We start from the raw sequence: 19,465 nt of genomic DNA on the forward strand, positions 1-19,465 counted from the left end.
GGCATGAAGACTCCCGACCTGTCTGCCCCGCGTTCGCGTCACCGGCTGATCGCCGCACTCGCCGCCCTCGTGGCGGTCCTGGTGCTGGCCGGTGTCGGCGTCTACGGCCTCCTCACCGGACCACCCACCGCAGGCGAGGACGCCAACCGCGGCTCCGGGCCTGGACCGGCTGTGACCGCACCCAGCGATCCGGCACCGACCGCGACACCGCGTCTGCCAAGCGTGCCGGCCTCGGCTGATCCGGAGACCTTCGCCCGCAACGTCGCGACGGCGCTGTTCGCCTGGGACACGGCCAGCGGGTTCATGCCCCTGGACTACACCTCGGTCGTCCTCGCCGTGGGCGACCCCTCGGGTGCCGAGCAGGCCGGGCTCGCCGCCGACATCGCCATCTACCTGCCGAACCGGGACGCCTGGATCGAGCTGCGCCACTACGCCACCGCCCAGCACCTGACTATCGACGAGGTGTTCGTCCCCGAGGCATGGGATACGGCAGTGGAGCAGGCACAACCCGGGCAGCTCGCCGAGGGCACCATCGCCTACACGATCGAGGGCACCCGCCACCGCACCGGCCTCTGGAACGACGAGACCGTCACCTCAGAGCATCCGGTGGCGTTCACCGTGTTCCTCGTCTGCGGCCCGACCTACGACACCTGCCACCTGCTGCGGTTGTCCCAGCTCGACAACCCCCTCCGATAGGCCGGAGGTGCGCTCATGGTGAAGAAGCTCGCCCTCGCCGCCCTCGCGCTGGTGTTCCTGGCGCCGTCGCTGGTGTTGGTCGGGGTTGGGGTGGTGATGAACCCTGCCGCCTCGGCCTCCTGCACCGTGGCCGGCACAAGCGTCAGGGTCGGCGACGTCCCCGACGAGCTGGAGGTCACCACCGCCAACGGTGAGACCTTCACGCTGAACCGGCAGCAGCTCACGCATGCGGCGACGATCATCGAGAACGGCACGAGCATCGACGGGGTGACCAGGGACGGGCTGGTGATTGCGCTGATGGCGGCGCTGACCGAATCCACCCTGCGGATGCTGTCCAACACGAGCGTCTATCCGGAGTCGGCGGACTATCCCAACGACGGCGACGGTTCCGACAACGACTCCCTGGGGTTGTTCCAGATGCGGCCGCAGTCCGGGTGGGGCACCGTCGCCGAGCTGATGGACCCGACGTATCAGGCGCAGGCGTTCTTCGGCGGACCCACCGGCCCCAACCACCCCTCGCCCCGGGGCCTATTGGACATTCCCGGCTGGGAGCAGATGGACAAAGGCGAAGCCGCCCAAGCCGTCGAGGTGTCCGCCTACCCCGACCGGTACCGCAACTACGAGCCCGCCGCCGAGACCATCCTGACCACCCTCACCGGCACCACCACGACAGCCAGCGCGGGCGCTACGGCCGGCGACGCCACAGTCCCCATCGCGGAAACTGTTGCTGCGGAGTCCTCGCGGGTGGTGTTCCCGGTGCCCGCGGGCACCTGGGTGCTGACGAGCGCATACGGGCCGCGGGTCCATCCGATCTCCGGGGAGAGTTCGTTTCACACGGGCACCGACTTCGCCGCCCCGGACGGCACCCCGATCCTCGCGGCCGCGGACGGCACCGTCACCGTCGCCGAGTACTCCGGCGGCTACGGCGGGCTCATCGTCATCGAACACACCCTCAACGGGCAGACCGTCGCGACCGCGTACGGGCACATGTGGGAGACCGGCATCTACGTCCAACCCGGCGACACTGTCACCGCCGGCCAGCACATCGGCGACATCGGCTCCTCCGGCAACAGCACCGGGCCGCATCTGCATTTCGAGGTCCGCCCAGGCGGCACCGACGGCGAGCACACCGACCCCGCCGCCTGGCTCAACGCCCATGATGCCGCCGACCTCCCCGAACCCGAGACCGGCGCCCCGGCCGGCTGCGACCCCGACACCAGCGCCCCGGGCGGGCAGCCCGACCCCCTCGACGGTGACCCGGACCGCCTCGTCGACGACCCCACCAGCGACGGACAGATCACCGCTCGGATGCTGCACCTGTACCAGCAGGGCACCGCCGCCTTCCCCGACACCTCCTGGGCCTGCTACTCACCGCGTCCCGGCACCCGCTCCGAACACCCACTCGGCCGGGCCTGCGATCTGACCTTCGGCAACGCCATCGGCCAGCACCCCACACCGGCCCAGCTCGAAGCCGGCTGGGACGTCACCAACTGGATGCAGACCCATGCCGAAACCCTCGGTGTCGAGTATCTGATCTGGCAGGGCAAGATCTGGTCACTGGCCCGCGACGCCGATGGTTGGCGCGACTACACCGGCGGCGGCATGCACGACCCCGGCGACGTCACCGGCGGCCACTACGACCACCTCCATGTCACCGTTCGGTCCGGGAGCTGAGCGGCATGGACGTGTTCCCCGACTTCGACGGCCTCGGCGGGATCGACAACCTGCGCGAAGTGATCGGTGCACTGCTCACCTTCGTCCTGGTGATCGCCGTGCTGATGCTGATCGTCTGCGCCCTCATCTGGACACTCGCCACCGCCAACGGCCACCACGCCACCGCCACCAAGGCGCGCATCGGCGCCTGGACCGCCCTCGGGGCCGCCGTCCTGGCCGGCGGCGGGGTGGCATGGCTGAACTGGCTCATCGACCTCGGCCAGCAACTCTGACCCCCTTGCCCGCCCGCGAACCCTCGCGCCGCGCGGCGCGAGGGTTCTTAGGACTGTGGGGCCGGCGGTGCACCTGACCGACGAACCCATCCGCGTTCCCCGCCCTCCGGGGCGGGTCCGTTCGTCAGGAGACCAACCGTGTTCGACCTCATCACCACCGTCCTGGCCGCACCCGCACTGGTGCCGATGAACATCAACATCGACCCCAACGATTCCGGTCTTCCCGGGATCGCCCAGCTGCGCACCATCGTCGGCGCGGTCATGACCATCGGCCTGATCCTGTCCGTCCTCGCACTGATCATCTCGGCGATCGTGTGGGGCTTCGGCGCCAACTCCTCCAACCCGCACCTGGCCGGCCGGGGCAAGGTGGGCGTCCTCGTCTCCTGCGGTGCCGCGGTGATCTGCGGCGCGTCGGTGACGCTGATCAACTTCTTCTGGAACGTCGGCCAGCAGGTCTGACCCCAACTCCCTCCATCAACTCGATCTGAGGAGTGATTGCGGTGGGTGTGTGCGATGTTCCCATCATCTCGACCGTGTGCGACACCGCCGGCGAAGCAGCCGCCTCGCTGGTGGCGGCGCCGTTCGACTGGCTCGCCCAAGCCATGGGCGCCGCCGCCGGCTGGTTGTTCGAGGCCGTCTGGACGGTGTTCGACACCACCACCCTCGTGGACGTCACCCGGCCCGAGTATGTGGCGGTCTACAACATCTTGTTCGGCATCGCCGTGTTCGTGATGCTGATCTTCTTCTGTCTCCAACTCATCACCGGTCTGATCCGCCGCGACCCCACCGCCCTGGGCAGGGCCGCGCTCGGGTTGGCGAAGTCCGTGCTCGGCAGCTTCGTCGTCATCACCCTGACCGCCCTCCTCCTGGAAATCGTGGATCAGCTGTGCGTCGGGATCATCCAGGCCGCCGGCGAGACCACCGAGTCGATGGGCGACAAGATCACCCTGCTGGCCGCGGGACTGGTCGGCATCAACATCACCGCGCCCGGGGTGGGGGCGATCATCACGATCTTCCTTGCCGGCCTGGCCATCAGCGCGGCGGCCATCGTGTGGCTCTCCCTCCTCGTGCGGAAGGCGCTGCTGCTGGTGGCGATCGTGCTTGCACCCCTGGCGTTCTCCGGCGCGTCGTGGGATGCCACGCGGGGGTGGATCGGCAAGTGGGCGATGTTCGTGATCGCGCTGATCTGCTCGAAGCTGGTCCTGGTCGTCATGTTCCTCGTCGCCGTCACCCAGGTGGCCGCGCCGATCGATGGCGACCTGTCCTCGGTCAGCGATCCCATCGCCGGGATCGTGCTGATGGCGATGGCCGCCTTCGCCCCCTACCTGACCTACAAGTTCCTGTCCTTTGTGGGCTTTGACATGTACCACGCGATCGGCTCCGAGCAGGACGCGAAGACCGCCCTCAACCGGCCCATCCCGACACCGAGCAAACCGGCCGGCGACGGCCCGCAGAAGGTCCTCGACGGAGGCAACAGCGGCAGCGGCGGGGGCAGCAACAGCGGTGGCGGAGGCGGCAGTGGGAGCGGTGGGAAGACCCCGCCCCAGCCGAAGACTCCGGCACCTCAGGCCGCGGGGAGCACTGCCGGGACAGGCGGAGGGAAAGCCGCCGCCGCCGGCTCCGGGTCCGCCGGCGCGAGCGGCACAGCCGGAGCTGGTGCAGGTGCTGGTGCTGGTGCCGGTGCTGCGGCGGCTGGTCCAGCCGCAGCGGCGGTGATCGCTGCGAAGGTCGCCAAGGACGCCGCCACCGCTGGCCCCAAGGCCGGCACCGCCCTCGGCAGCCATGGAGAGACCGCCGCCGACGCCGCCGGGCAAACCGGCAGCACCCCACCGCCATCGCAAGCGCCCCCGCCCTCGAGCCCCCTGCCATCGAGTCCCACGTCCAAGCCGTCGTCCACGCCGGCACCCACGGCACCGTCGACCGGTCCCTCACAGCCGGAGCCGCGCCCGCCGAAGCCGCCACCACCGCCGACGCCGAAGCCCACGGGGAAGGAGTGAGGTCATGACCTCGAAGCAGAAAGAGCCCTCGACCGCGCTGGTGCCGGTCAAGTTCTCCCGCCTGACCCGCCGCGGCATCCTCCTCGGCCTCTCCTTATCCCAACTCATCGCGCTGTCGACCGGTGTCCTCTCGGTCGTGGTCGCGCTGTATGCCGGCGGTGGCATCCTGCTGGCCTACACCGCGCCGGTCTGGGTGCTCGCCGCCGCCCTGACCTGGGTACCGGTCGCCGGGCGTCCGGCCGTGGAATGGATGCCCATCACGTTGTGGTGGCTGTGGCGTGCGACCGGCGGTCAGCTCCTGTACCGGCGCCGCATCGTCACCCCCCGGCCGGCCGGCACGCTCGCGCTGCCCGGCGACATGGCCCGACTGCGCGAATACACCGACCCCGACACCGGCGCCGGGATGGTCCACGACCCCCACCAGCAGACCCTGACCGTGGTGTGCGAGGTGACCCATCCCGCGTTCGTGCTGCTCGATCCCGGCGAGCAGGAACGCCGGGTCACCTCGTGGGGCCGGGTGCTGGCCACCGTGTGCCGCTCCGGGCGGATCGCGACCCTCCAGGTACTGGAGCGCACCCTGCCGGACTCCGGCACCGGGCTGGCCGAATGGTGGGCGACCCACGGCACCGCCGACGACACATGGGCCGCGACCACGTATGCCGAACTCATCGACCGCGCCGGCCCGGCCGGGGAACGCCACGCCACCACCGTGTCCCTGAGCCTGGACATGAAGACCAGCGCGCGGCAGATCAGGACCGCCGGGGGTGGCATCCGGGGTGCTGCTGCCGTGCTGCGCCAGGAGATGTCCACTCTCACCGCCGCCCTGCGCTCGGCCGACCTCACTCCCTCGGGCTGGCTGAGTCCGGGGCAGATCGCCGTCATCCTGCGCGCCGCGTACGACCCAGCCATCGCGGCCACATTGGCGCGCCACGGCGAACTCGGACAGCACCTCGCCACGGCCGGACCCGTGGCCGTCAACGAATCCTGGACCAGACTGCGCACCGACTCCGCCCACCACGCCGTGCTGTGGATCAACGAGTGGCCCCGCTCCATGGTCTACCCCGGTTTCCTGTCCCCGGTGCTGCTCTCCACCGGCATCCAGCGCTCGTTCTCGCTGCTGTGCACGCCGAAGCGCTCGGACCAGGCGGCCCGGGACATCCGCAAGAAGAAGGTCGAGCACATCTCCGACCAGGCCCAACGCGCCAAGATCGGGCAGATCGAAGACGCCGCCCACACCGCCGAATACCACGACGTCCTCCAGCAGGAAGCCGACCTGACCGCTGGCCACGGCGTGCTGCGCTACACCGGCCTCATCAGCGTCTCCGCACCCACCGTCGACGAACTCGACGCCGCCGTGGCCGCGATCGAACAAGCCGCCATCCAAGCCTCCTGCGAGACCCGGCTGCTGGTCGGCCAGCAGGCCGCGGCGTTCACCGCTGCCGCGTTGCCGCTGTGCCGCCACATCTGACCCCGCCCACGGTGGGCTGAGGGTGGGGGCGTGCGTGCACCTGACAGGCGAGCCCCGGAGGCCGGGGTTTTCCGTTCTCGCCCACAGGAGACGCTAATGCCCACGTTCCATGACCCGCTCAAAGATGCCGCCGAAGCGTCCGAAGCGCTGCGCGGTCTCGCGCACGCCAGCCGGGTCTTCGACAATCCCGCCGACACGTACGCGGTGTTCGGTGACCTCGTGGCCAGCGTGCGGTCGCTGCGGCAGGTGCTCGACCAGCTCGCGAACACGCATCTGACCCACCGCGACCGTGCCCACGATGACGACGGCGACCACCTCGCAGGATCGGACAGCGTGTTCGCTGCCGCCGACGAGCTGCACCACGCCGGCACCCTGCTCGACCAGGCCCAGGACCGCCTCGATGCCGCGTTCGGCCACTCGGGGCGGATCGCCTGGCACCCCGAGCCCGCTATCTCGACCGAGCCACTCGCCGAGGACGCCCAGCGGCGGTGGGTCTCCGTGGTGTTCCTCCAGGGCGAGGAGGCCGAGGACGTGCTGGACCTGATCGACCGCGACGGTGCCGACACCGCGATCACCCACCTGGCCCAGTGGGACTTAGGGGAGGAGACCACCGGCGCCGCCATGGAGAACGGCTACGTCTACAACGCACCCCCGACCGGGGCACTGGACCGGATCGTGACCGAGGGCGACTACGCCCTGACCTACAACCCGGCAATGGGACACGTCAGCCTGCTGCGCCAGCACACCGTCCCACCCGATGCGGAACTGGACGACGCCGATGTGGTAACCGCCCGCCATGCCATCGCCGGCGTCGGTCCCCTCGACACGAACACACCTGCCGCCAGCCCCGACGCGACGCGGGAAGGGCCACTGCGGACATCTCCCGCGACGGAGGAGGACTGGTTCGCCGGTCCCGCCCGCACGGCCGGTCCAGCAGGGCGGGGGCTGTCCCTGTGAGCGCGCGTGAGACCGAGCGGCTGCACACCTCGGTGCTGGTCGCTCCGGCGAAGGAGCGACGCCGGCTGCGCAAGCAGCGCCGGGAGGCGGCCGCCCGCCTCCAAGCCGAACAGCGCCGGACCGAGCAGGCAGCAGCGAAGGCCAAGGCCGACGCCGAGCGCGCCGAACGCAAAGCCACGCGGTATCTGCCTGCCGCGGGTGAACCCGGACCGGCAGCGCTGCGCACACCGGGCAGATTCCACCTCCCCAGGCACCAGGACACGTCCGCGACGTTGGCAGGTGCGTATCCGTTCGTGGCCGAGGGTGGTCTGGGCGCCGACGGGGTGTTCGTCGGTCAAGACCTCTACTCCGGCGGCTCCTTTGTCTACGACCCCTGGGTTCTCTATGCCCGTGGGGTCATCACCGCTCCTAACCTGGTCCTGGCCGGGATCGTCGGCTCCGGCAAATCCTCGTTGGCGAAGTCGCTTTACACGCGGTCGTTGCCGTTCGGGCGGCGCGTGTACGTGCCCGGCGATCCCAAGGGCGAACACACGCGCGTGGCCGAAGCGGTCGGCGGGCGAGCGATCATCCTCGGCCACGGCCTGAACACCCGCCTCAACCCCCTCGACAAGGGCCACCGACCATCCGGGCTCTCGGATGCGCAGTGGTCCATCACGGTCGCCTCCCGCCGCCGCGACCTCATCGGCGCCCTGGCAGAAACCGTCCTCGCCCGCGGCCTGACGCCCTTGGAGCACACGGCGATCGACCTGGCGCTGTCCGAGACGGTGCGGGAGAACACCGTGCCGATCCTGCCGATGGTCGTCGACCGCATTCTTCGACCGGACGACGAAGCAGACGGCAGGTTGGCCGAAGACGGCCGGCTGGTCGGCCACGCCCTGCGCCGCCTGGTCGCCGGTGACCTCGCCGGCCTGTTCGACGGACCATCCACCGTGACGTTCGACCCCGACCTGCCGATGATCTCCCTCGACCTGTCCCGCGTGACGGAAAATGCCACGCTCATGTCGGTGTTGATGACGTGCTCGTCGGCGTGGATGGAATCGGCACTGCTGGACCCGGCCGGTGGGCAACGCTGGGTGATCTACGACGAAGCCTGGCGGCTGATGTCCCATCCTGCCCTGCTGCGCCGGATGGATGCGCACTGGCGGCTGGCGCGGCATTACGGGATCGCGAACATGCTGATCTTCCACAAGCTCTCCGACCTCGACAACGTCGGCGATGCCGGCTCCGCCATGCGCTCCCTGGCCAACAGCCTCCTGGCCAATGCCGAGACCCGGATCGTCTACCGGCAAGAGTCCGATCAGCTCGGCCCCACCGCCCACGCCCTCGGACTCACCGGCACCGAGCAGAAACTCCTCCCCTCCCTGGGGGTCGGGCAGGGGCTCTGGCGGATCAAAGACAGGGCTTTCGTCACCCAACACCAGCTGCATCCGGCCGAGCTGGAACTGTTCGACACCAGCTCCCGGCTCACCTCGGGAGTGAAGTGATGACCCGCAAGCCCCCACACCGCACGACCCCGCACAGGTCCGAGGAGACCCCGGTGGTGTTGCCGCACGTCGTCATCACCGTCACCGAGACCGGCGCCCTGGACGTCACGGTCGACGACACCGACTTCCCTCCGCCATCGGAAAGTGTGACGTGGACGCGGAGCACCTTCGGAACCCTCCTGGACGCCATCACCGCCGACCGGACGATCACCGTGCGCATCGAGGTCCGCGAAACCGACGGGACCGTGTTCACCGACATCATCCGCGCCCGCCGCACCCCGCCACCCGCCGATGCCGAACCCAGCGAGCCAGCCTCGGGGCGAGGGAAGCACACGACGAAGCCCCGCGGCCCCGCGCTGGCGGAGGTGACCGCAGACGGGTTCGTGCCAGGCGAGGACGTCGCCGTCGCCGTCATCGTCTCCCACACCGACGCGACCGGTACCGGGGACGCCCGCACCCTCCTCGACCTCGACCGCCTCCGGCCCGTCCTGCGCGACGGCACGGGTGAGGTCGTGTTGCTCGGCCGCGTCTCGGGGACCCTGCATGTGCGGCGACTGCCATGAGCGCACCACCACGGCAGACCGGAAGCATGGGCGAGGAGCTGACCAACGCCGCCCTCGTCGGCCTGGTCGGCATGTTCGGGGTCGCGCTCATCCTCCGCGCCGCAGGCTCCGTCGCGGCGTTCCTCACCGGCACACACCAACCCGAAGCCGGCCCCGCCGCAGGACTCGGGGTGTTGTTCAACCCCGCAGACCCCGCAAGCGCGCTGGCCGCCGATGGCCTGCACCCGGTCGCCTACTGGATCACCACCGCGGCCCTGCTCACAGGGCTCATGGCCACCGGTGCATGGGTGTGGGGCCGGTTACGACGGCACTCACGGAAAGTCGAGCGTGACCCGCGGCGCCTCGCGGGGACCGCCACCAGCCAGGAAGTCACACAGACCGCTTCGGGCAAGGCGCTGCTACGCCGCGCCGGGACACTTCGACCCTCACTGAGCGATCCAGTCCCGTCGGATGTCGGCTACCGGATCGGCACCTCCAAGGGGCGCGAGGTCTGGGCGAGTGTGGAGGACTCAATCCTGCTCATCGGCCCACCCCGGTCCGGCAAAGGCCTGCACATCGTGATCCCAGCGATCCTCGACGCGCCCGGCGCCGTCGTCACCACCAGCACACGGCCGGACAACCTCACCGCCACCCTCCGCGCCCGACAGCGCATTGGACCAGTGGCGGTGTTCGACCCCCAGCACCTCGCCGCAGGCATCCCCACCGGGCTGCGCTGGTCACCCGTCCGCGGCTGTGAAAACCCGTTGACGGCGATGATCCGCGCCACCGGCCTCGCCGCGGCCACCGGGCTGTCCGCCGGTGGGGTCGAATCCGGGGGCTTCTGGGAAGGCAAAACCCGCACCGCCCTCCAATCGCTCCTGCACGCCGCCGCCCTCGACCACCGGCCACCGGCCGAACTGTTCCGCTGGACCCTCGACCCCTCCGCGGCCGCCGAAGCCGTCACCATCCTCACCGACTCGCCCATGGCCGCGACCGGGTGGGCGGACTCCCTCGGGGCGATGATCGACGCCGACCCCAAGACCCGCGACTCCATCTGGCAAGGCGTGGCGCTGGCACTCGGTGCACTGGCCGACCCCCGCGTCCTCGACGCCGTCACACCACGACCCGGTGAGGACTTCGACCCCGAACACTTCATCACCAAACGCGGCACCCTCTACCTGCTCGCCACCGGCGCCGGAGCCGGCGCATCCGCCGCCCTCGTGGCAGCGTTCGTCGAAGACCTCATCGAAACCGCACGGAAGATCGCCGCCCGCTCACCCGGCGCAAGGCTCGACCCGCCCCTACTGCTCGCGCTGGACGAGATCGGCAACCTAGCCCCCTTGCCGTCACTGCCGACGCTGATGGCCGAAGGCGGGGGCACCGGCATCACCACTCTCCCGGTCTTGCAGTCGCTGGCACAAGCACGGGACAAGTGGAACGAGAACGCCGCCGGCGCGATCTGGGACGCCAGCATCGTCAAGATCATCCTCGGCGGCGCCTCCAACAGCCGTGACCTCCAAGACCTGACCACCCTGATCGGCGAACGCGACGAATACACCGACTCCGTCACCCTCGGCGACCACGGCACCCGCTCCAACCAACGCTCCATCCGCCGCATCCCGATCCTCCCACCCGACCGCATCAGAACGCTGCCATTCGGCACCGGTATCACCCTCCTGCGGTCGGCACCGCCCATCGTCACCGACCTACGTGCCTGGCCGGCCCGGCCCGACGCCGCCAAGTTGAAGACCGACCGGGCAGAGATCGAAGCGCTGCTGCGCCACCCCGCGCAGTCCTGAGCCCTGCATGGGTAGGGGCGTGCACCTGACTGACACAGCGACCACGTCCTGGTGGTCGCGACTGATCGTCAGGAGAAAGTCCGATGGCTATCCGCACGCAGCAGTCCATCTCGGGGTTCATCGCCACCGATCCGCAGCTCACCACCACGGAGAACGGTGACGCAAGGTTCTATGCCCGGTTCGGGCAGGAGAACTACCGCAAGGACCCGGACGGGTCCTTCACGAAGCGAGAGCCGAGCTTCGGCAACCTCGTGCTGTACCGGGCCACCGCCGAACGCGCCTACGAGCGGTTCGCCAAAGGCGACAACTTCGTCGCCGAAGGCTACGCGCACGAGTACTCCTACACCCGCGACGGGCAACAAATCGAGGGCGAGGAGTTCGTGGCCAAGAAGATCGGCCACGATACCGCCCGGACCCGCTACGAGGTGGACCGCACACCCCGCCGGTCCGGTGTAGCCGCAGAGCGCGAGAGCGCGACCCGTGAGCACAACCGAGCGTTCAACCCGCCTCAAACCCGGCCGGCTGCCGATGCTCCGGTGCTGGGCCACTGAACCGGGAGGAACAGCATCATGAGCGACCACATGCCGCCCCCGGAGCCCGACGAGAGCGACCTCGATGACGACCTGGACGACGACTTCGGCGATGAGATGGCCAATGAGTCGGTGGGCGGACCGCCGCACCCGGTGAACTGGAACCTGCTCTCAGCCCACGACCTGGAGCAAGAATGGCTGGAACTGAACCGGTGGATCGACTGGCTCCGCCACACCTACGGGCTCCCCGCCGCCGTAGTCCCACCGTTCTGGCATCACCACCCCGAACTGGTCTGGGAGCTATCTGCCCTGCACCTGCACTGGCTATGCGCCTACGACGCTGAACAGAACGGCTCCGCACCCATCGGCTGGCACCGCGACTTCGCCGACGCCAGGGTGCGACTGCGCGACTGGATCGCTGCTTCCGGCACCCGCCTCGACCGGGACCGCCCCACCCGGCAGACCACCTGGCCCGGCGAAATGCCCGCACCACCGGTGGAGGACATCGTGATCGCTGACCGTGACGATGAGTTCGTCGACTTCGTCCGCGAGCAGGTCCGACAACGGCAAGCCGCTGAGGACGCGTTCTTCGCCACCATCGACGACGCCACTGGTGAACTGTTCGACCATCGCGCCGGTGACCACCGCCAGCAAGGCGCGCGCTGATGGTGCGCTCCTATGGGCGCAAGACCGACCGGGCCGACGCGGACCGGCCGGTCCGCGTTCGATTCGACCGGCGCGAGGAGATCGACGCTGAGAAGGTCGCCGAAGTCCTCATCCGCCTCGCCCTGCGAGCATCCGACGACGACGCCACCGCCCAAGCAGGCAAGCACCTCCGACAACTGCTCACACCCGGACGGTAGAATCAGAGGCCAACACGACGATCACGGCGTCGCTGGCACAGACCCTAAACCCCCTTCAGGGGTGTTCTTTTCGAATCCTGACGTGACCGCCATCCAGCGCCCCAGACACCCAACCCACAGTTGGGCACCTGAAAGGCGGTCACACCATGACGTCCTCGACCTTCCCTCCGGCATCGACCTCGCAGCACTCCGCGCCCTGGCAACTGACAAACGACGCCAGATAGCCGTGACCGGTGAGGAAAAACCTGACGGGCTGGTACCGGCGATCACCTACCTGCGGGTCTCCACCAAGGACCAGGCCACCCGCAACGGCCTCGAAGAAGGTCTGTCCATCCCCGCCCAGCGAGAAGCCGCCCAGCGCAAGGCCGAACAGCTCGGCGCGGTCATCGTCAAGGAGTTCATAGAGCCCGGCGAGTCCGCCAAGACCGCCCGCCGCCGCGCCTTGCAGGAGATGCTCGACTACATCGCAGCCAACCCGGTGCGGTACTGCATCATCAACAAGGTCGACCGACTCGCTCGCAACCGGCTCGATGACGCGATCATCCACTCCACCCTGCGCGGGGCCAACATCACCCTGGTCTCTGTCACGGAGAATATCGACGAGTCCCCCTCCGGCATGCTCATGCACGGCATCCTCGCGTCGATGGCCGAGTTCTACTCCCTCAACCTGGCCCAGGAAGTCCTCAAAGGGATGACGCAGAAGGCCTCAATCGGCGGCACCCCGACCAAAGCGCCGTTGGGCTACCTGAACGTGCGCACCACCGACGCCAAGGGCCGAGAGGCCCGCGATATCGAACTGGACCCCGGCCGCGCGGACCTGATCCGGTTCGCGTTCACCGCCTACGCCACCGGCGACTGGTCCCTGTCCTCCCTCGCATGTGAGTTGAAGACCCGCGGCCTGACAACCCGGTCCACGCCCTCCCAGCCGGCAAAACCGGTCACCACCACGGGGCTGCACAAGATCCTGACCAACCCCTACTACCAGGGCACCGTCACCTTCCGCGGCGTCACCTACGACGGCGCCCACAGCCCGCTGGTCGACCCAAACACCTGGCTGCGCGTCCAGACGCAGCTCGATGCGAAGAACGCCGTCGGTGAGCGGCCTCAGAAGTACGACCACTACCTCAAGGGGACCGTGTGCTGCTCGTGCGGCGCCAAGCTCATGATCGAACGGCCCCGTGACAAGCAAGGAGATCGCTACGAGTACTTCACCTGCTCAGGGCGACGCAAGAAGAACGGCTGCACCCGCTCGGCGATCCTCGCCGAACGGATCGAGGACCGCATCGAACGCGACTACGGCACCAACGGGCTCACCAATGAGGAAGCCGAGCACGTCAGCCAGGTCCTGCATCGGGTGTTCGCCCAGCTCGAAGCCTCCAGCGACGATGAACGCGCCGTGCTGACCGCCCAGCGCGACAAGCTCGAAGCCGAACGCCTCAAGCTCGTCCAGGCCCACTACGCCGATGCCATCCCGCTCGACCTGCTCAAGACCGAACAGGACCGCATCCGCACCAGCCTGGACGCGATCACCAACCGCCTCGACAGTCTCGCGACCACCTACCCCAACGCTCGCGAAGGACTCGATCAGATCCTCGGTGTCCTCACCGACCTCGGGGACCTCTACAGCAAGTGCGAACCTGCTGAACGCCGCATCCTCAACCGCGCGCTGTTCAAGCGGATCATCATCGACGAGGACGAACACGTCACGTTCCTACCAGCCGAGCCGGCTGCCGCTGTCCTCGCTCAGGAGCACCGGGGCGAGACGACCCAACCGGACCCGGACACGAACCTGCCCCGCCATCAGACGGGGCAGGTTTCGAATTTCTCAACTTACGTGGAGCTTAGGGGAATCGAACCCCTGACCTTTTCATTGCGAACGAAACGTATAACCTTTGCTATCACAGCGATATAGGCCTGTTGGGTGACGAGAAAGTGACGTTCCTATTTGAAGTCCAAGGCGGCTAGCGCCACGTTCAGCCGCTCCGCGCTGTCGTGAAGATCGTCGTCAAACAGGCCGGCGTAAGTATCCAACGTCATGGTTGCTGACGCGTGACCGGCGATCCTCTGGACCACCTTCACGTTAGCCCCATTCTTGATCGCAAGACTGACGGCAGTGTGCCTGAGACTATGAAACGTTGGCCGAGGGAACTCCGGGTCGTCTCCGGCGGCAGCGACAATCGCGGGCTTGTAGTGCCGTCGCGCAAACAGGTTGTTTCGGAGCTCATGCCCCCTCACGGAACGAAAAAGGAGCTCTCCCGCCGACCTGCCGTCCATGGCCGTGGCGAGTCTGGCAGCCAGCCGGTCCGGGATAGGCACTTTACGATTCTCCCCACCCTTCGTCGGTCCAGGCACAAGCGACCCACCGATGTCCGCCCATGCCTTTGTCACCGCTATCTGTGGACGATCCCCAAGCCTCACATCCCCCACCGTCAACGCAGTGATTTCCCCCCACCGCAAACCTGTTAGACCCGCAAGTAGGATCATCAGTTCGTATTCCCCCGCATGCCTTGCGATTGCCAAGAGCTGAGGCAGCGTCAAGTAGACGTGTTCACTGCTACGCCTCTTCGCTGGCACATAGTCAGCCTGCCCTACCGCGTCCTTGGTGGGATTGCCAGGCAAATACTTGCGCTTGACCGCATACCCCATGAGGCGCCCAAACGTTAGGGCAATCTCCCGCCGGGTAGCACCGCCCGCAGTCCCGCCGTCGCGGCCCTTCAAGGTGGTTATCCAATCCGAAGTGGCCTCATAAGTGACGTTCGCCAAAGGAGTGTCGCCCCACCGCGGTTCGATGTAGTTTTCGTACTGGCGGCGGTAATTGTCGACGGTCTTAGCGGCCGCCGCCTTGCGCCCGGTGGCGCCCACAGATTTGACGCGGTTCAGCCACTCGGCATAGAGGGCGTCTACCGTCATCCGCTGGCCGAGCCTGGGATCAATGTAGGTGCCGCCTCGAAGCGCTTGACGGGTCTTCGCTTCGAAGTCCTGCGCTTCCTTCTTGGTGGGGAACCGTTTACGCCGGCGTCTGCCGTTCGGATCGGTCCAGTCGATCTGCCAAGGATTTTTGGGTGAGTCCACCTTGTGGATAGCCATACACCACATCTTAGCCGTCAGTGACGACAATGATAGAACGGTCATAATGAGGATTAGGGTGCGGGCGGCATTGCAAGCATCTGCGACCGCGGGTGCTGCTCCCCGACACTTCGGCGGCATGCTCGAATTGACATCACTCCAGTGATGCGAGTACTGTTCTCTGTCGTACCTGCTGCAATGTGCCGAGCAAGATACCCTCGGCACCAAAACTGAATAGCCCTAATAAGAGTAACGAAGTGCCGCCCCTTGATGGGCTGGCCGCCTCGTTGCTCTTTTTTCGTTAACCGACCCACCATAGGAGCACATCATTACCAATCGAATCCCGACATCCACCACCGGGTTCATTGACGCGGCGACCGCCCGCGACATTACCGGAGCGACATGGCTCAACCGGAATGAGGCGGCCGCTTATCTTGGCCTTGCGTCAAAGACACTTGCCACCCACCTCCGCACCGGCCCCAAGTTTGCGAAGTTCTTCGGGGCCGTCCGTTACAACCTCGCCGATTTGGACAACTGGGCACGTCAACAGCAGGTGAACCGATGAAGCAGCACGTTGACGCTTGGTTGGCGGCCGTTATTGTCGATCGGCAGCTCGACGACAATGCCCGTACAGTCGCGCGGGCTATCGCAGCACACGCCAGCGGTCTATCTCCTGTCTCGTATTCGAACACACGTCAGTTGACACGTTACTCAGGGCTGGACCTGCAAACCTGCCTCGACGGAATCGAAGACCTTCGCGAGGCCGCCCTCCTCGCAGAGTACCGGGTGCGCCTCTACGGCGGAAGCGGCGGCTATGGCCTACTTCTGCCGACGCCCACCAGTGCGGTCGAGGAAGTGGCTGCGTGACCAAGACCGTGTGGAACAACGCGGCCGGCATCGCATCGCGCGAACAGTATGCAGCAGCCGTCTCAGGCGACCACCGGCTCACTCTTCTCGCTCGTGAAGTAGGGGTTGCGCTTGCCCACACGTTACGGCGGGATGGGATAGCGGAAACCTCAATCGGCAAAGTCGCGCGAAAGCTGCAAGCCGACGCTAGTTCTGTCGGCAGGGCGATCGGACAGTTGCGCAGAGCTGGGTACATCGGAGAGCGCCGCGAGGACGACGGCATCACCTGCACGCTCCCGACCTCTCGGAACGCCAACGTCATTGACGCCTTTTTCGCTCAATCCGCTTAGTACTGCAACCACAACTTCATATCGAAAGGGGTCAGATTGTCCGACACACTCACCACGGACTTCTATGTCCGCAACTCTCCCATTGTGCAAAGGGCCGCCCGAGCCGAGCACAAGAACTCGACGCTCTTCGATGTCGAGGACATCGAACAAGCCATTTGGGAGCTGTTCATCCGTGACTGGAAGAACGTCAAGGATGCGGACGCGGCAATGATTTCCTTCCTCGCCAAGCGTCAGGCGCGCACGTGGTGCCAAGATGAGCGAACGGAGCACATGTATTTCACGGGCGGGGTGATGTACTCCGGCGAGATGGTTTCGAAGATGCTCGCGAAGTCGGTTTGGACTGAACTTGGCCCGCACCTTATTGTGCAGGGCGATGTGGACATCAACGGCGCGCTGGATGTCATTACGGCGAGCAGGCGAAGGGCTTTATCGCGCAAGTACGGCCACAAGCAGGCATTGTCGAGCGCGGAGGCGACCGCGGCGTCGCGGGGGTTGCGGGACGTGACGGACTGGCTCAACCAGCGCGCACGTCTACAGCGCACCAACTTGGATGTAGCGGCGGACGAAATTTAGCCCTGCCGCCCCCTCCCTCACGCTCGGGGACCGCTTTTGGGTTGTGGGTGGTGGGCCAGGAGCGCATTCGTGCCCTCTTGGTCCACCACCGGACCGTGAACCCGCCCGCGCCACGCGAACCCGCCGATGCGCCGTCGGCCCAGCACTCACCCCACTTCCCACTTCCTCACAATCATCAGGAGCTTCGTTTGCCTGCCAGCAAGAACCGAATCTGCCGTTTAGCTCAATGCGGCCGTAAACATCACGCCTTAGGACTTTGCCGACTCCACTGGCGCCGCCGGCGAGATACCGGAGAAACCGACAAGCCCGCTTGCCTGCAAGACCCGCTCGACCTCTTCATGGCACGCGTTGAAGGCGATTGGACTACTGGGTGCTGGAACTGGACCGGCAGGACTCAGCGCGGCTACGGCAAATGGACAAACCGTGGCACTACGCATCGGGCACACCGCTGGGGATGGGTGCACATCGCCGGACTCCCACTGCCTAACGACGACCTTGACCACATCTGTGAGAACCCGGCATGCGTTCGCCCCGGCCACCTGCAACCTGTCACACGGTCGATGAACCTGAAGCTCAGACACTGGCGTAAAAAGTACGCGACACCTCACGGACTCATCCTCACGGCGCCCGTACAGCATCGGACCATGGCTGAGGCCATCAAGGCACTCCAGTATGGCCTTCCGAACGTCTTCCAAGAGCCCGAAATCCTGCGGGAAGCCCCACTCATCCAAGCAACCCATGACGGGCGGATCGTCAACGCACCGAAGCCATCCCAACTCCCATTCCAATTCACAGGAGAACGTACCTTATGCCCGCACTGGATAACCGGGACGCACCGGTCACGTTGATCACCTCGTCCAAGGCCACCGAAGCCCAGAACGCGTACGAGCAAGCCGTGGCAGCACTCACCAAAGCCGAAAACATGCTTGCGTCCATCCTCAGAAGCAACTCTTCATTTTCCGACCGAGTCATCCGAGGGGACGAAGCGGTCACACCGGAAGTAATTGCCAGCGGCCGCGAACTGGCCCACGCGGCAGAAAGGAGTGTTACGGGTCACCGTGCTCGGCTCCGGCAGGCGGCGACGAAACTCCAGCAGGCGAAGGCGGCGGAACCACAAGTTCGAACCACCGACAAAGGATCTGGACGAACGCCGTTTCCTCCGATTGAAGGCAAGCCCGCCTTCAAGCCTGACGAAGTCCAACCACCTCACTGCGCCGAGCGTCGATGGCGCGGACAGGTTCCGCCACGCCGAGTGGAGCAGCCATACGGCTGGTGACGGCACTAACTGTCCGTAACCGCTTCCCGCCCGGCACAAGAGACCGGCGGTAAGGATGCGCAACGTCCCGTCCAGTGTGTTGCCTGGCCTCAAGCTTCCCCGGTTCGATTAGCCTGAGCTATCGCAACTCGACATCTGGGGGACATCGTTGTATTCCGAACTGCTCTTGAAAATCCTTCGCGTGGCCGGCACCAGCAAAAGGAAATCCTTGAAGAAGTCCACGCTCCTAACCATGATCGCTACCCCCCTGCTGCTGGTCGGCTGTGGCGGCGAAAAGCTCTCCACCGCAGATACTTGTGCGGAACTGCGCGTGCTCATAGTTGACTACCCATCCTCGCCGGACGAAGAATTCAGCGCGCAGTTCTCCAGCGACCTTGAGGAGCTTTCAAAGAGGTCCTCTGATGCGATAGCCGACGAACTGGCCGCAGTCGCCGAGTACGAGAACGCTTACGGCGAGGGCGAATACGCGGACTACGACACCAGGCAAGCGGCAATGGAGCGCATCAGTGCGGCCTGCGAGTTCGAGAGCTAAAACCCCCCAGAATCTCCCCAGTATTTTTCAGAAGCCCAATCGGCTTTCCGGCTCTTTAGTGCAGCGGATTGGAACGGCCGACGTGCCGATTAGAGCCTCGCATCCATAAGTTGGCGGAACATATCGGAGCAAAACTCTGACCCGAAGGCATCGAGTCCACCGAATCGGCCGCTACCTTGCTCGCCGCGCCATCTCAATCGGGCGGGTCGAGAATACCGACTATCGTCTGCTGAATCTTTGCTAACTCTACCCCCGTGATGTCCGTGCGGCTTTGAATAGTAGGAATACATCCAAGATTGATCACCAAGAATACCCCCAGAATGTATCCGAGGCGTACACCGTTATTGCCGCGGTTCTATACGCTTTTTGCGGCCTTTCCCGCCCAGAAAAACCTTCTGACCCGTACACAATAAAGAAGGCTAAGGACTAGCCCGGGGTTTTCATGAGGGTGGGGTCGCAGGGTGTGTTTAAGCGACGAAAGGTGCTTCTGAGCTGGGAAAATAGTGTTGTTGACGCACTGTTCCACCGGCTGAAAGAAGC

The 19,465-nt window shown here is 66.4% G+C and carries 20 protein-coding genes; 19 read left to right on the top strand and 1 reads right to left on the bottom strand.

From position 1 onward, the window contains the following. The first annotated feature begins 3 nt into the window (after positions 1-3). The 14 genes from ACX80C_RS08815 (at position 4) to ACX80C_RS08880 (ending at position 14,194) form a co-directional block, all read left to right on the top strand. Positions 4-696: a hypothetical protein gene (locus tag ACX80C_RS08815; RefSeq protein ID WP_459326081.1), complete on the top strand. Its 693-nt coding sequence runs from the start codon at positions 4-6 to the stop codon at positions 694-696. Between the two features lie 15 nt (positions 697-711). Continuing rightward, positions 712-2,370, top strand: a complete 1,659-nt coding sequence (locus tag ACX80C_RS08820) for a M23 family metallopeptidase (RefSeq protein WP_459326082.1) — start codon at positions 712-714, stop codon at positions 2,368-2,370. Positions 2,371-2,375: 5 nt separating this feature from the next. Beyond that, positions 2,376-2,642, top strand: coding sequence for a DUF6112 family protein (locus ACX80C_RS08825; protein WP_459326083.1), 267 nt, complete (start codon positions 2,376-2,378; stop codon positions 2,640-2,642). Between the two features lie 138 nt (positions 2,643-2,780). Beyond that, complete coding sequence (locus ACX80C_RS08830) at positions 2,781-3,101, top strand: DUF6112 family protein (protein WP_193095653.1); 321 nt, start codon at positions 2,781-2,783, stop codon at positions 3,099-3,101. 41 nt (positions 3,102-3,142) lie between these two features. After that, positions 3,143-4,639, top strand: a complete 1,497-nt coding sequence (locus tag ACX80C_RS08835; protein ID WP_459326084.1) for a conjugal transfer protein TrbL — start codon at positions 3,143-3,145, stop codon at positions 4,637-4,639. Between the two features lie 4 nt (positions 4,640-4,643). Continuing rightward, positions 4,644-6,107: an SCO6880 family protein gene (locus ACX80C_RS08840; RefSeq protein WP_459326085.1), complete on the top strand. Its 1,464-nt coding sequence runs from the start codon at positions 4,644-4,646 to the stop codon at positions 6,105-6,107. 96 nt (positions 6,108-6,203) lie between these two features. Beyond that, positions 6,204-7,064, top strand: coding sequence for a hypothetical protein (locus ACX80C_RS08845; RefSeq protein ID WP_459326086.1), 861 nt, complete (start codon positions 6,204-6,206; stop codon positions 7,062-7,064). Then, positions 7,061-8,548: an ATP-binding protein gene (locus ACX80C_RS08850; protein ID WP_459326087.1), complete on the top strand. Its 1,488-nt coding sequence runs from the start codon at positions 7,061-7,063 to the stop codon at positions 8,546-8,548. The genes ACX80C_RS08845 and ACX80C_RS08850 overlap by 4 nt, the downstream gene beginning before the upstream one ends. Then, complete coding sequence (locus ACX80C_RS08855) at positions 8,548-9,111, top strand: hypothetical protein (RefSeq protein ID WP_459326088.1); 564 nt, start codon at positions 8,548-8,550, stop codon at positions 9,109-9,111. The genes ACX80C_RS08850 and ACX80C_RS08855 overlap by 1 nt, the downstream gene beginning before the upstream one ends. Continuing rightward, positions 9,108-10,889 (top strand): type IV secretory system conjugative DNA transfer family protein, encoded by a 1,782-nt coding sequence (locus ACX80C_RS08860; protein ID WP_459326089.1) that lies wholly within the window; start codon positions 9,108-9,110, stop codon positions 10,887-10,889. The genes ACX80C_RS08855 and ACX80C_RS08860 overlap by 4 nt, the downstream gene beginning before the upstream one ends. Before the next feature lie 83 nt (positions 10,890-10,972). Further along, positions 10,973-11,440, top strand: a complete 468-nt coding sequence (locus ACX80C_RS08865) for a single-stranded DNA-binding protein (protein ID WP_459326090.1) — start codon at positions 10,973-10,975, stop codon at positions 11,438-11,440. Positions 11,441-11,458: 18 nt separating this feature from the next. After that, entirely contained in the window at positions 11,459-12,085 is a 627-nt protein-coding gene (locus ACX80C_RS08870) for a hypothetical protein (RefSeq protein WP_459326091.1), read from the top strand. Next, entirely contained in the window at positions 12,085-12,282 is a 198-nt protein-coding gene (locus ACX80C_RS08875; protein WP_459326092.1) for a hypothetical protein, read from the top strand. Before ACX80C_RS08870 ends, ACX80C_RS08875 begins: the two co-directional genes overlap by 1 nt. Positions 12,283-12,364: 82 nt before the next feature. Next, complete coding sequence (locus ACX80C_RS08880; protein WP_459326093.1) at positions 12,365-14,194, top strand: recombinase family protein; 1,830 nt, start codon at positions 12,365-12,367, stop codon at positions 14,192-14,194. 29 nt (positions 14,195-14,223) lie between these two features. On the opposite strand, the gene ACX80C_RS08885 is transcribed toward ACX80C_RS08880, so the two are convergent. Beyond that, entirely contained in the window at positions 14,224-15,369 is a 1,146-nt protein-coding gene (locus ACX80C_RS08885; RefSeq protein ID WP_459326094.1) for a tyrosine-type recombinase/integrase, read from the bottom strand. Between the two features lie 540 nt (positions 15,370-15,909). Here ACX80C_RS08885 and ACX80C_RS08890 point away from each other — a divergent pair. The 5 genes from ACX80C_RS08890 (at position 15,910) to ACX80C_RS08910 (ending at position 18,925) form a co-directional block, all read left to right on the top strand. After that, positions 15,910-16,215 carry a hypothetical protein gene (locus ACX80C_RS08890; RefSeq protein WP_459326095.1) on the top strand — a complete coding sequence of 102 codons (306 nt, stop codon included), beginning with the start codon at positions 15,910-15,912 and terminating at the stop codon, positions 16,213-16,215. After that, a complete protein-coding gene (locus tag ACX80C_RS08895; RefSeq protein ID WP_459326096.1) occupies positions 16,212-16,544 on the top strand; it encodes a helix-turn-helix domain-containing protein in 333 nt (110 codons plus the stop codon). The genes ACX80C_RS08890 and ACX80C_RS08895 overlap by 4 nt, the downstream gene beginning before the upstream one ends. Before the next feature lie 36 nt (positions 16,545-16,580). Further along, positions 16,581-17,117 carry a hypothetical protein gene (locus ACX80C_RS08900; RefSeq protein WP_459326097.1) on the top strand — a complete coding sequence of 179 codons (537 nt, stop codon included), beginning with the start codon at positions 16,581-16,583 and terminating at the stop codon, positions 17,115-17,117. A 338-nt stretch (positions 17,118-17,455) separates the two neighbouring features. Continuing rightward, positions 17,456-17,965 carry an HNH endonuclease gene (locus tag ACX80C_RS08905; protein WP_459326098.1) on the top strand — a complete coding sequence of 170 codons (510 nt, stop codon included), beginning with the start codon at positions 17,456-17,458 and terminating at the stop codon, positions 17,963-17,965. 660 nt (positions 17,966-18,625) lie between these two features. Then, on the top strand, positions 18,626-18,925 hold the full coding sequence (locus ACX80C_RS08910; protein ID WP_459326099.1) for a hypothetical protein: 300 nt from the start codon (positions 18,626-18,628) through the stop codon (positions 18,923-18,925). Positions 18,926-19,465: the final 540 nt, after the last annotated feature.

Source organism: Arthrobacter tecti, assembly GCF_054511355.1.

What these genes read in the sequence shown, in the direction of transcription:
- ACX80C_RS08855 (WP_459326088.1), top strand. Translation starts at nt 8,548, where the DNA reads ATGACCCGCAAGCCCCCACACCGCACGACCCCGCACAGGTCCGAGGAG.
- ACX80C_RS08910 (WP_459326099.1), top strand. Translation starts at nt 18,626, where the DNA reads ATGATCGCTACCCCCCTGCTGCTGGTCGGCTGTGGCGGCGAAAAGCTC.
- ACX80C_RS08875 (WP_459326092.1), top strand. Translation starts at nt 12,085, where the DNA reads ATGGTGCGCTCCTATGGGCGCAAGACCGACCGGGCCGACGCGGACCGG.
- ACX80C_RS08870 (WP_459326091.1), top strand. Translation starts at nt 11,459, where the DNA reads ATGAGCGACCACATGCCGCCCCCGGAGCCCGACGAGAGCGACCTCGAT.
- ACX80C_RS08845 (WP_459326086.1), top strand. Translation starts at nt 6,204, where the DNA reads ATGCCCACGTTCCATGACCCGCTCAAAGATGCCGCCGAAGCGTCCGAA.
- ACX80C_RS08825 (WP_459326083.1), top strand. Translation starts at nt 2,376, where the DNA reads ATGGACGTGTTCCCCGACTTCGACGGCCTCGGCGGGATCGACAACCTG.
- ACX80C_RS08840 (WP_459326085.1), top strand. Translation starts at nt 4,644, where the DNA reads ATGACCTCGAAGCAGAAAGAGCCCTCGACCGCGCTGGTGCCGGTCAAG.
- ACX80C_RS08885 (WP_459326094.1), bottom strand. Translation starts at nt 15,369, where the DNA reads ATGGCTATCCACAAGGTGGACTCACCCAAAAATCCTTGGCAGATCGAC.
- ACX80C_RS08865 (WP_459326090.1), top strand. Translation starts at nt 10,973, where the DNA reads ATGGCTATCCGCACGCAGCAGTCCATCTCGGGGTTCATCGCCACCGAT.
- ACX80C_RS08815 (WP_459326081.1), top strand. Translation starts at nt 4, where the DNA reads ATGAAGACTCCCGACCTGTCTGCCCCGCGTTCGCGTCACCGGCTGATC.
- ACX80C_RS08890 (WP_459326095.1), top strand. Translation starts at nt 15,910, where the DNA reads ATGAAGCAGCACGTTGACGCTTGGTTGGCGGCCGTTATTGTCGATCGG.
- ACX80C_RS08820 (WP_459326082.1), top strand. Translation starts at nt 712, where the DNA reads ATGGTGAAGAAGCTCGCCCTCGCCGCCCTCGCGCTGGTGTTCCTGGCG.
- ACX80C_RS08860 (WP_459326089.1), top strand. Translation starts at nt 9,108, where the DNA reads ATGAGCGCACCACCACGGCAGACCGGAAGCATGGGCGAGGAGCTGACC.
- ACX80C_RS08905 (WP_459326098.1), top strand. Translation starts at nt 17,456, where the DNA reads ATGGCACGCGTTGAAGGCGATTGGACTACTGGGTGCTGGAACTGGACC.